This is a genomic window from Streptomyces sp. NPDC028635, assembly GCF_040637635.1.
GTDB lineage: Bacteria > Actinomycetota > Actinomycetes > Streptomycetales > Streptomycetaceae > Streptomyces.
Genome location: NZ_JBEZWX010000052.1, coordinates 1 through 14,793, shown reverse-complemented (window position 1 = coordinate 14,793; position 14,793 = coordinate 1). Strand labels below are relative to the sequence as shown.

9 protein-coding genes are annotated in these 14,793 nt (G+C 72.9%); 7 read left to right on the top strand and 2 right to left on the bottom strand.

The window, feature by feature from the left end:
* Nucleotides 1-66 precede the first annotated feature (66 nt).
* The 4 genes from AB0E88_RS32685 to AB0E88_RS32670 are packed head-to-tail and all read left to right on the top strand — an operon-like array spanning nt 67 to nt 4,488.
* Nucleotides 67-1,284 (top strand): sugar ABC transporter substrate-binding protein, encoded by a 1,218-nt coding sequence (locus AB0E88_RS32685; protein WP_361638163.1) that lies wholly within the window; start codon nt 67-69, stop codon nt 1,282-1,284.
* A 12-nt stretch (nt 1,285-1,296) separates the two neighbouring features.
* Entirely contained in the window at nt 1,297-2,244 is a 948-nt protein-coding gene (locus AB0E88_RS32680; protein ID WP_361638161.1) for a sugar ABC transporter permease, read from the top strand.
* Between the two features lie 7 nt (nt 2,245-2,251).
* On the top strand, nt 2,252-3,088 hold the full coding sequence (locus AB0E88_RS32675) for a carbohydrate ABC transporter permease (protein WP_361638159.1): 837 nt from the start codon (nt 2,252-2,254) through the stop codon (nt 3,086-3,088).
* 17 nt (nt 3,089-3,105) lie between these two features.
* Nucleotides 3,106-4,488, top strand: a complete 1,383-nt coding sequence (locus tag AB0E88_RS32670; RefSeq protein WP_361638157.1) for a GH1 family beta-glucosidase — start codon at nt 3,106-3,108, stop codon at nt 4,486-4,488.
* 30 nt (nt 4,489-4,518) lie between these two features.
* Here the strand turns inward: AB0E88_RS32670 and AB0E88_RS32665 are convergent, their stop codons facing one another.
* Together AB0E88_RS32665 and proP are read right to left on the bottom strand one after the other, a co-directional pair.
* Entirely contained in the window at nt 4,519-5,364 is an 846-nt protein-coding gene (locus AB0E88_RS32665; RefSeq protein WP_361638155.1) for a DUF72 domain-containing protein, read from the bottom strand.
* A gap of 187 nt (nt 5,365-5,551) precedes the next feature.
* Nucleotides 5,552-7,048 (bottom strand): glycine betaine/L-proline transporter ProP, encoded by a 1,497-nt coding sequence (proP, locus tag AB0E88_RS32660; protein ID WP_361638153.1) that lies wholly within the window; start codon nt 7,046-7,048, stop codon nt 5,552-5,554.
* A 302-nt stretch (nt 7,049-7,350) separates the two neighbouring features.
* Here proP and AB0E88_RS32655 point away from each other — a divergent pair, with 302 nt between their 5' ends.
* The 3 genes from AB0E88_RS32655 to AB0E88_RS32645 all read left to right on the top strand — a co-directional run bounded on the left by AB0E88_RS32655 (nt 7,351) and on the right by AB0E88_RS32645 (nt 14,652).
* Nucleotides 7,351-9,822: a SpoIIE family protein phosphatase gene (locus AB0E88_RS32655; protein ID WP_361638151.1), complete on the top strand. Its 2,472-nt coding sequence runs from the start codon at nt 7,351-7,353 to the stop codon at nt 9,820-9,822.
* Nucleotides 9,823-10,350: 528 nt separating this feature from the next.
* Nucleotides 10,351-13,152, top strand: a complete 2,802-nt coding sequence (locus AB0E88_RS32650; protein WP_361638149.1) for a SpoIIE family protein phosphatase — start codon at nt 10,351-10,353, stop codon at nt 13,150-13,152.
* Nucleotides 13,153-13,287: 135 nt separating this feature from the next.
* A complete protein-coding gene (locus tag AB0E88_RS32645; RefSeq protein WP_361638147.1) occupies nt 13,288-14,652 on the top strand; it encodes an FAD-dependent oxidoreductase in 1,365 nt (454 codons plus the stop codon).
* The last annotated feature ends 141 nt before the right edge of the window (nt 14,653-14,793 follow it).

Here is a 14,793-nt window from a genome sequence, read left to right as displayed (position 1 = left end):
TTAGTCATCGCAGCATACAAACTGGTCCGGCACGGTGGCCGGGCAGACGACAGCAAGGTCCACCCTATGTCGAAGCGCTTCAACAAATCGCTCGCCGCGGCGTTGGTGCTGCTCGCCGGTACGGCCCTGACCGGATGCGGCCAGCAGCGCGACAGCGGTGTCTACACCGTCCTGAACTCCTCGACCGACGAGTCGTACCACCGCTGGGACGCCCAGGCGATGGCCCGCTGCGGCGAGCAGCTGGGGGTGACGATCAAGCAGCAGAGCGTCCCGGCAGCGCAGGTGATGACCAAGGCCCTGCGCATGGCGTCCTCGAAGTCGCTGCCGGACATCGTGCAGTTCGACGCCTCCGAGATGCCGACCTTCGCGGAGGCCGGCGGGCTGACCGACCTGCGCACGCTCGGGCTGAGCACCGACGGCGTCCCGCCGGGCATCGTGAACTTCGGGTCGTACCGGGGCACCTACTACGGCGCGGCCCGCTCGGTGAACACGCTCGCGCTGTTCTACAACAAGGACCTCCTCGCCGAGGCCGGTCTGAAGGTGCCCGCCACCTGGGACGAGCTGCGCGCCACGGCGAAGAAGCTCACCGCCGGCAAGCGCTACGGCATCGCCCTGAGCGCGGGCGGCGCGGAGGACGGCGTCTTCCAGTTCACGCCGTTCATGTGGTCCAACGGCGGCGACGAGACCCGGCTGGACGGGCCGCGGGTCGTTCAGGCCCTGGACTACTGGAAGGCACTGCTGAAGGACGGCTCGCTGTCGAAGTCGACGGTCGGCTGGACCCAGGCGGACGTCAACGACCAGTTCATGGCCGGCAACGCCGCGATGATGATCAACGGCCCCTGGCAGGTCGAGACGCTCAACACCAAGAAGTCGCTGCACTGGGGCATCGCGCGGATCCCCGTGCCGAAGGCCGGGGAGAAGTCCGTGGGCCCGCTCGGAGGCGCGGTGCTGACCGTGCCGAACACCGGTGACACGGCCCGGGAGAAGACGGCCGGGCGCGTGGTCGCCTGCCTGTCGAGCGAGAAGGAGCAGCTCACCTACGCGCTCAACAGCTGGATGGTCCCCGCCGACGCCAGGGCCGCCGCCGTGTGGCGCACACGGGTGCCGGAGCTGGACGCGCTCGCCGACCAGGTCGCCCAGGCCCGCTCGCGGACCGCCAAGCTCGGCGCCGGCTGGTCGGGCGTGTCACTGGCCCTGCAGAGCGCCTTCCAGTCCGCCCTGACCGGGCAGTCCAGCGAGTCCGCCCTGAAGCGCGCCCAGCAGCGGGCCACGAGCGGGAACTGAGGTACGCGACCCATGACCACGTCCACCGTCACGGCCCCGGCGCCCTCCGCGGCCCGTCCCGAGACCCCCGCGCCGATTTCACGCCGGCTGCGGCACCGGCTCGCCCAGTGGGGGTTCGTCGCCCCCGCCGTCGTCTTCATGCTGCTGTTCTTCGGCTACCCGCTCGTGCGCAACGTCGTGATGAGCTTCCAGCACTACACACCGAAGACGTTCTTCACCGGTGAGGCTCCCTTCAGCGGTGCCGACAACTGGTCGCACGTCTTCCAGGACGCATTGTTCGGGAAGGCGCTGTGGCACACGCTGGTTTTCACGGCCGGCTCGCTGCTCGGGCAGTTCGGCATCGGTCTCGCCCTGGCCGTCTTCTTCAACCGGCGCTTCCCGCTCAACGGTGTACTGCGGTCGTTGATCCTGTTGCCGTGGCTGGTGCCCATGGTGGTCTCCGGCATCGTGTGGCGGCGCATTCTCGACCAGGACACAGGGGTGTTGAACACCTTCCTGGACACGATCGGTCTCGACGGCCACACTCCATGGTTGACCAGTCCGCACATGGCCCTGCTATCGGTCATCGTCGTCAACATCTGGATCGGCATCCCGTTCAACATGGTCATCCTGTACGGCGGTCTGCAGGAGATCCCCGGGGAGCTGTACGAGGCCGCTTCTCTTGACGGAGCGTCGGCATGGCGGACGTTCCGGTCCCTCACATGGCCGATGCTCAAGCCGGTCATCACCGTCGTCCTGGTGCTGGGTTTCATGTCGACGGTCAAGATCCTCGACCTGATCCTCGCCCTGACCGACGGTGGCCCCGCCGACGCAACGCAGACCCTGGGCACGCTCACCTACCAGAACTCCTTCGTACAGCTGGACTTCGGTGCGGGCGCGGTGGTCGGCAACGTGCTGATCCTGATCTCCGCGGTGTTCGCGGTGTTCTACCTGCGGGCCAACCGCACCGAGGGGAAGTGACGAGACGATGGCCACCGCAACCGCCGCGCAGCCGCGCACCGCGAAGCGCAACTGGGGCTCCACCGCCGTGGGCGTGCTGGTGCTGTGCGTGATGCTGTTCCCCCTGTACTGGATGCTCAACACCGCGCTCCAGCCGAAGGCCGGCCTGCTGGAGGTGGATCCGGTGCCGCACGGCCCCGACCTGTCCGGCTTCTCCAAGGCGCTCGGCGACCAGGGCGGGCACCTGCTGACCTCCCTGGTGGTGTCCCTGGGCGCCGTCGTGATCTGCCTGGCCGTCGCCGCGCCGGCCGCCTACGGGCTCGCCCGGTTCCGGCTGCGCGGCAGCCGCGGGATCGTGTTCGGCACGCTGATCACCCAGATGGTGCCGGGGATCGTCATCGCCAACGCCCTATACAACACCTATGTCGACCTGGGCCTGGTCAACTCCTACGCCGGCCTGATGCTGGCGGACGCCTCGCTCGGCATCCCGTTCTCCATCGTGCTGATGCGCTCGTTCATGGTGTCCCTGCCGGGCGAGGTCGTCGAGGCCGCGCAGCTGGACGGGGCCGGCCGGCTGCGGACGTTCGTGCAGGTGGTGCTGCCGATGAGCCGCAACGCGCTGATCACCTCGGGGCTGTTCGCGTTCCTGTTCTCCTGGAGCGACTTCATGTTCGCGCTCACGCTGAATACCACCGACGAGGTCAAGCCCGTCACGCTCGGCATCTACCAGTACATCGGCGCGCACGTCGGCGACTGGGGCTCGGTGATGGCCGCCTCCGTGCTGTCCGCGGTCCCCGCCGCGATCCTGCTCGTCCTCGCCCAGAAGTACATCGCCGCCGGGATCACCGGCGGTTCCGTCAAGTGACCGCGAAGGCCGCCCCCATGACCGACTTCCCCCGTTTCCCGCCCGGCTTCGTCCTCGGTGCCGCGACCGCCTCGTACCAGATCGAGGGCGCCGCCCACGAGGACGGCCGTGGCCCTTCCATCTGGGACACCTACAGCCACACCCCCGGCCGGGTCACGAACGGCGACACCGGCGACGTCGCCTGCGACCACTACCACCGCTACGCCGAGGACGTGGCGCTGCTGCGCGGCCTGGGCGTGGACTCCTACCGGTTCTCGATCGCCTGGCCGCGGATCGTGCCGGACGGCTCGGGCCCGGTGAACCCCAAGGGACTGGACTTCTACGACCGCCTGGTCGACGAGTTGCTCGCGGCGGGGATCGAGCCGGCGGCCACCCTCTACCACTGGGATCTGCCGCAGGCGCTGGAGGACCGGGGAGGCTGGCGGGTGCGCGCGACCGCGGAGCACTTCGCCGCGTACACGGCGGCCGTCGCCGAACGCCTCGGCGACCGGGTGCCGCGCTGGATCACCCTCAACGAACCGTGGTGCAGCGCGTTCCTCGGCTACGCGGTCGGCCGTCACGCGCCCGGCGCCCGGGAGGGCCGCGGCGCGCTGGCCGCCGCCCACCATCTGCTGGTCGGCCACGGGCTGGCCGTACAGGCGCTGCGGGCGGCCGGGGTGCGCGAGGCGGGCATCACGCTCAACCTGGACCGCAACCTGCCGGCCTCCCCCGGCTCCCCCGCCGACCGGGCCGCGGTGCTGCGCGCGGACACCCAGCACAACCTGGTGTGGACCGAGCCGCTGTTCGCGGGCCGCTACCCGCTGAGCGAGGAGGAGACGTGGGGTGAGCTGATCACCGGTCAGGACTTCCGCCGCGACGGTGACCTGGAGCTGATCGGGCAGCCGCTGGACTTCCTCGGCATCAACTACTACCGGCCGATCGTGGTCGCCGACGCCCCCTACAGGGAGGCGGATCCCGCCCGGCGGGTGGCGACGGACAACCGGTACGCGGAGGTGCGGTTGGACGGCGCGCGGCACACGGCGATGGACTGGCCGGTCGCCCCGGACACCTTCACCGACCTGCTGGTGGACCTCCGGGAGCGTTACGGCGCGGCGCTGCCGCCGGTGCACATCACGGAGAACGGCTCCGCCGAGCACGACGAGCCGGGCGCCGACGGCGCGGTGCACGACACCGACCGGGTGGCCTATCTGCGTGACCATCTCGGCGCGCTGCGGGCCGCGATCGACGCGGGCGTGGACGTGCGTGGCTACTACGTGTGGTCCCTGCTGGACAACTTCGAGTGGGCGCACGGCTACGGCAAGCGGTTCGGCATCGTGCGGGTCGACTACGACACGCAGCGGCGCACGCCCAAGGACAGCTACCGGTGGTACCGGGAGTTCATCGCCGCGCAGCGGGACTGAACCACCGGCGGGCACGGCCGTCCCGGGCGTTCACACGTCCAGCAGGTCCCGCATGCGGGCGGCGGCGTCGACGGCGGCCGTACCGCAGCAGTTGTTGAACAGCACATGGAGCCGGTCGGTGTCGCCGGCCAGGGCCCGCAGCCGCGGCACCCACTCCTTCAGTTCGGCGTCGGTGTAGGCGTGGCGGAAGCGGTCCTCCTTGCTGCCGGTCCCCCATGCGGGGCTGCGGCCGTGGAAGCGGACGACGGACAGCTCCGGTGAGGTCACCGGGGTGACGGGCGGGACGGAGGCCGGCAGCCCCTGCGCCATGTCGACGCCGACCGCGGCGAACCCGTGACGTCGCAGCAAGGCCCCTGTCCGGTCGTACCGTTCGCCGCTCCACCACTGCGGGTGGCGGAACTCGACCGCGACGGGCCAGCCGGCGGTCCGTGCGGCGCAGTCGGCGAGGACCTCCTCGGCGCGGGCGCCCGGCTTCAGCCAGGGCGGGAACTGGAAGAGCAGCGTGCCGAGGCGGCCGGCCTCGCGCAGCGGCGCGAGCGCGTCGGTGAAGCGGTCCCACACCGCGTCCAGTACGGCCGCGTCCCTGCTGTCCGCCGGCAGGCCGTCCGGCAGGGCAGCGGGCCGGGTGGGGTGCCCGGTGAGCAGGGAGAAGGCCTTGACGTCGAAGACGAACCCGTCGGGTGTGCGCTCCGCCCACAGGCGGCTGTTGCGCGCGGAGGGCAGGGCGTAGTAGGTCGCGTCGACCTCGACGACGGGGAACTGCTCGGCGTAGTACTGCAGCCGCCCCTCGGGGTCCCGCCGCCCGGCCGGGTACCAGCCGCTGCCGACCAGTGCCCGATCGGTCCACGAGCACGTTCCCACGAGAATCTCACCCATGGCGGCCGGTTACCCCGACGCGGCGGACGCATGGGGCCGTCGGGGACACCGGTGGGGACGGGAACGGGGTGGCCCCGGTTCGGGGCCACCCCGTTGTCGCTCGACACCGGCCGACGGGCCGGCAGACCATCAGGTCACCCCGACAGGCTGTCAGGCCACCCCCGACAGACCATCAGGCATCAGGCCGTCAGAAGCGCGGTGCCGGTGCCTGTTCCTCCACCAAGCGGGCCGCCTCCTCGTGCGTCTCCACCGACGGCGGGGAGCCGTCGAGGGGGCGGCGGGCCGTCTCCTTCATGCACGCCACGGCGATGACACCGACGAGCGCGGCGGCCATGGCGTAGTACGCGGGCATCAGCTCGCTGCCGGTGGCCGAGATCAGGGCCGTGATGACGAGGGGAGTCGTCCCGCCGAAGAGGGAGGCGGAGAGGTTGTAGCCGATGGACAGCGAGCCGTAGCGCACCTGGGTCGGGAACAGCGCGGGCAGCGCCGCGGACATCGTGCCGAGCAGGCACACCAGGGACAGCCCGAGCATCAGCATGCCCGCCGAGACCGCCACCAGGCTGCCCTGACCGACCAGCAGGAACGCGGGCACCGACAGCACCAGGAAGCCCAGCATGCCCGCCATCAGCAGCGGCTTGCGGCCCACCCGGTCGGACAGCCGGCCGACCTGGTTGATCAGCAGCATCAGCACCACCATGGCGCCGATGAGGATCAGCAGACCGTGCGCCTCGGAATAACCCATCTCGTCCGACAGATAGGTCGGCATGTACGACAGCAGCATGTAGTCGGCGATGTTGTAGGCGCCGACCAGGCAGACGCACAGGATCAGCGTCCGCCAGTGCTCCCGGAAGATCTTCGCCAGGTCGCCGCGCGCGCTCGTCTCCACGCCGGACGCCGCCTCGGACGCCCGGTGCACGGAGTCGTCCTCCAGCTTGCGGAAGGCCGGCGTCTCGTCCAGCCGCAGCCGCAGATAGAGGCCGACGAGCCCGATCGGGCCGGCCACCAGGAACGGCACCCGCCAGCCCCAGTCCTGCATGCCGGTGTCGCCGAGCCACGCCGTCAGCACCGTCACCAGGCCGGCCGCGCCGACGTATCCGGCGAGAGTGCCGAGCTCCAGGAAGCTGCCGAAGAAGCCGCGCCGCCGGTCGGGCGCGTACTCGGCGATGAAGGTGGACGCGCCGCCGTACTCGCCGCCCGTGGAGAAGCCCTGCACGAGGCGGAAGAGGATCAGCAGCGCCGGCGCCCAGAAGCCGATCACGGCGTAGGAGGGGATCAGTCCGATCGCGAAGGTGCCGACCGCCATCATGATCATGGTGAGGGCGAGCACCTTCTTGCGGCCGATCCGGTCGCCGAGCGGTCCGAACACCATGCCGCCGAGCGGTCGTACCAGGAAGGACACCGCGAAGGTGGCGAACGACGACAGCAGCTGGACCGTGTCGTTCCCGGACGGGAAGAACACATGCCCGAGGGTGACCGCGAGATAGCTGTAGATGCCGAAGTCGAACCATTCCATGGCGTTGCCGAGCGAGGCCGCCTTCACCGCGCGCTGCACGGCCTGCTCGTCGGTCACCGTGATGTCGGTGCGGCGCAACGGCGGGTTGCGGCGCCGTCTCGCCGCGCGGAACAGTGCGCGGTGCCGGCGTTCGGCCTCCGGATCGGCGGCTTCCTCGAAGGTGTCGGACACGCCGGGCACCATGGGGACTCCCTTCCTGCGGACTCCTGCAGACCCGCGGACTCCCGCGGACTCCTGGGGACGGTCACGATCGCAAGATCGCCTGCTCGCTCGTGGCAGACGCAAACCCGGCAGGGCGGCAGAGGGATGTTCGTCACTCCACCGGTGCCCGGTGGCGGGCCGCGCGCCCCCTCCGTAGCGGGTGAGCCGCGCGTGCGCCGTCGCGCGGATGCGGCCCACCCTCCGGAAGGCGCATTCTTGCTGTGTCTTCTTGCTGTGTCGCCCGCACGGCGGCGCACCGACGAGGTAGGGCCATGACTGGGAGCGCCGGGGACGGACAGCGGCCGCCGGGATGGTCGGCCGCGCTGCTGACCGACGCCGTGTCGCAGGCGGCGCGTGCGGCCGACGGCCGGGTCGCGGCCGTGTATCTGCGCTCGTCCGAGCCCGGGCTGCTGCGGCTGGCCGTGCTGTGCGGGCTGCCCGGGGCGTTGTTCAGGCCGTGGTGGCGGTTGCAGGTCGAGTGGCCGTTCCCGGTGACCGACGCCTACCGGCTGGGTGTGCCGGTGACGCTGGCGAATCCGGCCGAGACGATGCGCCGCTATCCGCAGTTCGCGGCGGGGCTGCCGTTCCCCTTCGGTTCGCTGTGCGTGCCGATCGTCCAGGGCGGGCGGGCGTTCGGTGTGCTGGCCGTGCTGGGCCCGTCCGTGGCGGACAGCGCCGAGCTGGTGCCGCAGCGGCAGGCCCTGGAGGAGCTGGCCGGCCGCTTGGCCACGGCGCTGGACGGCCGGGCGGCCACCGGCCCGGACGTCACCTGGGACGCGGCTCCGCTGAACGTGCGACCGCCGGGGCCGGGTCCGGCCGGCGGGCGCGTCGGGTGCCTGTCCTGGGATCCGGTGGCCGACCGCCTCACCGCCGACGGCCCGGCGCAGGCCCTGCTCGGGACGCCGGCCGGCCCGGTCCCGGGCACCCTCGACGCGCTGCGATCGGTCGCTCCGGAGCTGCCCGCCCTGCTGCGGGAGGCGGCCGAGGGCCGGCCTCCGCCGCTGCCGGTGCCGGTGCGCGGCGCGGACGGGGCGCAGCGGCTGGTGCTGCTGTGGGCGCCGCGGACGGCGGACGGCGGACGGGCACCGACGGTGGACGGCGTCGTCCTCGACCCGGGGTCCGGTGCGCCGGCCGATCTGCTGCCGCAGGGAGTGTTCTGCCTGGACCGGCTGGGGGTGATCGGCTACGCCAATCCGCGCGCCGCCCAGCTGCTGGGGGCGCAGGGCGACGGGCTCCTCGGCCGCCCGCTGTGGGAGGCCGTGCCATGGCTGGACCAGCCCGGCTGCGAGGACCAGCTGCGTCATGCCCTGCTGTCCCTCGAACCGGTGCACTTCCAGGTCCGGCGGCCGCCCGCACACGCGCGGCAGTCCTACGAGGGCGACTGGCTCGCGGTGTCCGTGCACCCCGGTACGCACATCCTGACGTGCACGGTCGCCCCCGCCAACCGGGTGCCGGAGTTCCCGCCGCCGACCGCCGACGGCACATCCCGTGCCGCCACGGCCGCCGCACCTCCCCAGTACCGTCCGATCGCGCTGGCCATCGCCCTGTCGGAGGCGGTCACGGCGCGCCAGGTGTCGGCGGTGGTCGTGCAGGAGCTGCTGCCCGCGTTCGGCGGTCGCCGGCTGGCGATCTACCTGCTCCAGGAACGGCACCTGTACCTGGCCTGGGAGACCGGTTTCCCCGAGGGCTTCCTCACGCCGTTCGAGGGGGTGGCGCTCGACGCGCGGCTGCCGGGGGTCGAGACGCTGGTGACGGGCCGTCCGCTGTTCTTCGAGTCCATGCGGCAGCTCGAGGACGCATACCCGGGCATCCCGCTGGACGCCACCGAGGGCTCCCGCGCGTTCCTGCCGCTGATCGCCTCCGGCCGTCCGGTCGGCTCGTGCATCCTCGGCTTCGACCGCTCGCGCAGCTTCAGCACCGAGGAGCGCACGGTCCTGACCGCGCTCGCCGGCCTGATCGCCCATGTGATGGAGAAGGCCCAGCGCTACGACACCGAGGCCGCCCTGGCGCACGGGCTGCAGCAGGCCCTGCTCCCCCGCCGCCTGCCGGCGCACCCCCGGGTGGCGACCGCGGGGCGGTACCTGCCGGGCACCGAGGGGATGGACGTGGGCGGCGACTGGTACGACGTGGTGCCGTCCGGGGACGGGCTGGCGCTGGTGATCGGGGACGTGCAGGGGCACGGGGTGCAGGCGGCGGCCACGATGGGGCAGCTGCGCAGCGCGGTACGGGCGTTCGCGCTGAGTGACCGGCCGCCGGAGGAGGTGCTCGGCGGCACCAACCGGCTGCTCATCGACCTCGATCCCGGCCAGTTCGCCAGCTGCTGCTACGTCCGGCTCGACCCGGTCAGCGGGGTGGCGCGGGTGGTGCGCGCCGGGCATCCGCCGCCCCTGCTGCGGGAGCCGGACGGCCGCACCCAGGCCGTGGACCTGCCCGGCGGTGTGGTCCTCGGCGTGGACCCGGCCGCCCGCTACCCGGTGTCCGAGCTGCGGATGACGCCGGGCGCGGTGCTCGCGCTGTACACGGACGGGCTGGTCGAGCGCCCGGGCTCCGACATCGACGACGGCATCACGGCGCTGCGGCTCGCCCTGTCCCGGGCGGGCGCGCCGGGCCGGGACCCGGGCTGCCGGTCCCTCGCGGACGTGGCCGACCGCCTCACCGCGACGGCCCGCCACGCCGCGGACCGCCCCGACGACATCGCCCTCCTGCTGGCGGCACTCACACCGGGGGCAGCGGCTGACGCCTGACGACGGACGGCTGACGGCAGACGGCAGACGGCAGACGGCAGACCGGACGGCTGACCGCTGACCGCTGACGGCCGACGGCCGACGGCTGACGGCACCCCGGACCGCACCTTGGACGGCGACCGCACCCCGGACGGCGCCGGCCCCCACCCGCCGCGGCGTCACGGGGCCGACGCTGCCGCGACGGCCGCGGCAGGCGCCCGTCGTCGTCGAGCCGGCGCGGGCGGCTCCGGTGGCCCGACGGGGCACCGCCTCCGACGGCCCTGGCCCCGGGCTCATGCGCATCCGCCGACGCCCTGCACCGCGCTGCTCGGGCCGCCCCCTCTACGCGGCCCGAGGCCCTACCGCCGCCCCGCTGTCCCACGCCCCCCGGCCGGGGATCGGCACCGCGACCCGACCGAGCCGCGCGGCGCGCGCACGTCGCCGACCGGTCCGCCGTACCGCGACGGTGCGGTCCCGGCCACCCCACGGGCCGCTGCCACGGTGTGACGCCCCTCGCCTCACGCGGCGCGGCAGTGTAGACATGGGCACATGGTCCGACTTCTGGGTCGATCCGGGACCCGCTCGCCCCGGCGTCCCGGCAGCCGGCGTGAACCGCACGGCCATGACGGCGTGCCCCGTACGGACGGTGCGCGCCCGCGGCGGACGGCAGCGGCGCCCGCCGCGCGGCGCCAGGGGCCGGGCCGCACGCGCCGCGAGCCGGCGGCGGGCCTGCGCGCCCGGCTCGGCGGCCGCAGCCTGGCCGGGCAGGTGTTCGTCCTCAACGTCGTCATCGTGCTGCTGCTCGTCGTCGCCGCCGTGGTCGCGCTGCTGCTGCAGGTCCGCAACGACACCACGCAGGAGGCACGCAACCGCTCCCTCGCGGTCGCCGAGACCTTCGCAAACGCGCCCGGCACGCGGGCGGCCCTCAGCACTCCCGACCCCACGGCGCTGCTGCAGCCGAGCGCCGAGGCGGCCCGCGTCGCCGCCGGCGTGGACTTCATCGTCGTCACCGACACCAAGGGCATCCGCTACACCCATCCCAAGCCGGACCGGATCGGCAAGAAGTTCGTCGGGACCATCGGCCCCGCCCTCGCCGGGGGCACCGTGGTCGAGGAGGTCAACGGCACGATAGGCCGGCTGGTGCAGGCCGTGGTGCCGGTGAAGGCGCCCGACGGGAAGGTGGTCGGGCTGGTGTCGGCGGGCATCACGACCGCGCACGTGGGCGGCGCGGCGGACCGCCAGCTGCCGCTGGTGCTGGCCGCCGCGGCCACCGGCCTGGCCCTGGCCACCGGCGGCACGGCCCTGGTGAGCCGGCGGCTGCTGCGCCAGACGCACGGCCTCGGCCCGCGCGAGATGACGCGCATGTACGAGCACCACGACGCGGTGCTGCACTCGGTGCGCGAGGGCGTGCTCATCGTGGGCGGCGAGGGCGACCTGCTGCTCGCCAACGACGAGGCGCACCGCCTGCTGGACCTGCCGGCCGACGCGGAGCGGCGGCACGTGCTGGACCTGGGCCTGGACGCGGACACCGCCGAACTGCTGTCCTCGGGCCGCGTCGCGACCGACGAGGTGCACCTGGTCGGCGACCGGCTGCTGGCGATCAACCAGCGGCCCACCGACCTGGAGGGCGGCCCGCCCGGCAGCGTGGCCACCCTGCGCGACTCGACCGAGCTGCGGGCCCTGCTGGGCCGGGCGGAGGCGGCCCGCGAGCGCCTCGACCTGCTGTACGCCGCCGGCGTGGGCATCGGCACCAGCCTGGACGTGACCGGCACGGCGAAGGAGCTGGCCGAGCTGGCCGTGCCGCGGTTCGCCGACTTCGTCACCGTGGACCTCTTCGACGCCGTCCTGTCCGGGGAGGACCCGGAGCCGGGCGGCGCGCTGCGCCGGACGGCGGTCAGCGGGGTCCGCGCGGACACGCCGCTGTTTCCGCAGGGCCACCAGCTGCGGTTCGTGGACTCCTCGCCGCACGGGGTGAGCCTGCGGACGGGCCGGGCGGTCAGCGAGCCGAGCCTGGCCGGGGCGGCGGGCTGGCAGGCGCAGGACCTGGAGCGTTCGGCGCTGGTCGTGGAGTACGGCATCCACTCGCTGATCACCGTGCCGGTGCGGGCGGGCGGCCGGGTGCTGGGCGTGGTGACCTTCTGGCGCGCCGAGCGGCCCGAGCCGTTCGACGAGGAGGAGCTGGCGCTGGCGGAGGAGCTGGTCACGCGGGCGGCGGTGGCCATCGACAACGCGCGCCGCTACACCCGCGAGCACGGCCTCGCGGTGACGCTGCAGCGCAGCCTGCTGCCGCGCACTCTGCCGGCGCAGAACGCGCTGGACATCGCGTACCGGTATCTGCCGGCCCAGGCCGGGGTGGGCGGGGACTGGTTCGACGTCCTGCCGCTGTCGGGGGCCCGGGTGGCCCTGGTCGTGGGGGACGTGGTCGGGCACGGGCTGCACGCCGCGGCGACCATGGGCCGGCTGCGGACCGCGGTGCACAACTTCTCCTCGCTGGACCTGGCGCCGGACGAGCTGCTGACGCTGCTGGACGAGCTGGTGGGGCGGATCGACCAGGACGAGGCGGGGGACGGCGGCGCGGCTCCCGTGACGGGCGCGACCTGTCTGTACGCGGTGTACGACCCGGTGGCGCGGCGCTGCACCGTGGCGCGGGCCGGGCATCCGCCGCCTGCGGTGATCCGCCCGGACGGCAGCGTGGTGTTCGCCGAGGTCCCGGCCGGTCCCCCGCTGGGGCTCGGCGGCCTGCCGTTCGAGGCGGTGGAACTGGACATGGCGGAGGGCAGCCGGCTCGTGCTGTACACCGACGGGCTGGTGGAGGACCGGGAGCGGGACATCGACAGCGGTCTGGAACTGCTGCGCGGGGCGCTGGCCGGGGCCGGTACGTCGCCGGAGGACACCTGCCGGGCGGTCCTGGACGCGCTGCTGCCGGCCCGGCAGGCTGACGACATCGCGCTGCTCGTGGCGCGTACCCGGGCGCTCGGCCCCGGCCGGGTCGCCGAGCGGGAGGTGCCGATGGAGCCGTCCGCGGTCAAGGAGGTGCGCGCGTTCGTCACCCGGCAGCTGGCGGAGTGGGGTCTGGAGGAGCTGGAGTTCACCACGGAGCTGATCCTCAGCGAGCTGGTCACCAACGCGATCCGGTACGGCAGCGCCCCGGTGCGGGTGCGGCTGCTGCGCGACCGCAGTCTGATCTGCGAGGTCTTCGACGGCAGCAACACCTCGCCGCACCTGCGCTACGCGGCCCTGTCCGACGAGGGCGGACGCGGTCTGTTCCTGGTGGCGCAGCTGACGGAGCGCTGGGGCACGCGCTACACCCAGCACGGCAAGATCATCTGGGCGGAGCAGCCGCTGCCCTGACCCATCAAGCGGGCCTTTGACTTCTCATAAGGTCCGCTTATGAGGTCATAGGGCGGACCCGTGTACCGACTTAGGCATGCCTTAGTTTAGGCTTCCCGTCGAGTCGATCATTCGCCGCTCGAAGGGAAACCCGTCATGCCTCGCCCCCTGCGGGTCGCCATCGTCGGTTCCGGCCCCGCCGGGATCTACGCCGCCGACGCGCTCCTCAAGTCCGAGGTGGCCGCCGAGCCCGGCGTGTCCATCGACATCTTCGAGCGCATGCCCGCGCCGTTCGGTCTGATCCGCTACGGCGTCGCCCCCGACCACCCGCGGATCAAGGGCATCATCACGGCCCTGCACCAGGTGCTGGACAAGCCGCAGATCCGCCTCTTCGGCAACGTCGACTACCCGACCGACATCTCCCTGGACGACCTGCGCGCCTTCTACGACGGGGTGATCTTCGCGACCGGCGCCACGGCCGACCGCGCGCTGCCGATCCCGGGCATCGAGCTCGACGGCTCCTACGGCGCCGCCGACTTCGTCTCCTGGTACGACGGCCACCCGGACGTGCCGCGCACCTGGCCGCTGGAGGCCGAGAAGGTCGCGGTGCTCGGCGTGGGCAACGTGGCCCTCGACGTGGCGCGCATCCTCGCCAAGACGGCGGACGAACTGCTGCCCACGGAGATACCGGCGAACGTCCACGACGGTCTGAAGGCCAACAAGGCCGTCGAGATCCACGTGTTCGGCCGCCGTGGCCCGGCACAGGCGAAGTTCAGCCCGATGGAGCTGCGGGAGCTGGACCACTCGCCGAACATCGAAGTCATCGTCGACCCCGAGGACATCGACTACGACGAGGGCTCGATCGCCACCCGGCGCGGCAACAAGCAGGCCGACATGGTCGCCAAGACCCTGGAGAACTGGGCGATCCGCGACACCGGCGACCGCCCGCACAAGTTGTTCCTGCACTTCTTCGAGTCGCCCACCGAGATCCTCGGCGAGGACGGCAAGGTGGCCGGCCTGCGCACCGAGCGCACCGAGCTGGACGGCACCGGCAACGTGCGCGGCACGGGCAAGTTCACCGACTGGGACGTGACGGCGGTCTACCGCGCGGTGGGCTACCTCTCCGACAAACTCCCCAAGCTGCCCTGGGACCTGGACAGCGGCACGGTGCCCGACGAGGGCGGCCGGGTCATCGAGGAGGGCGGCACCCACCTGCAGTCGGTGTACGTCACCGGCTGGATCCGGCGCGGCCCGATCGGCCTCATCGGCCACACCAAGGGCGACGCCAACGAGACGGTGGCCAACCTGCTGGACGACCACGCGAACGGCCGTCTGCAGACGCCGGCCTCGCCCACCCCGGAAGCGGTCGACGCCTTCCTCGCCGAGCGGAACGTCCGCTTCACCACCTGGGACGGCTGGTACGCCCTGGACGCGGCCGAGAAGGCACTGGGCGCACCTCAGGGCCGTGAGCGCGTGAAGATCGTGGAGCGCGAAGAGATGCTCAAGGCGAGCGGCGCGTAAGCACAGGGCGCGGGCCGGTGGGGGGGCCGCGGCCGCCCCCCCCAACCCAACCCCCTGCCACCCGCCGCGGCGCGGGGCCCGCCGCCCGGGAACCCGGCCCCCGGGGGCCCCCCCCCCCGACGGGGTACGTCAGTGCCGGGC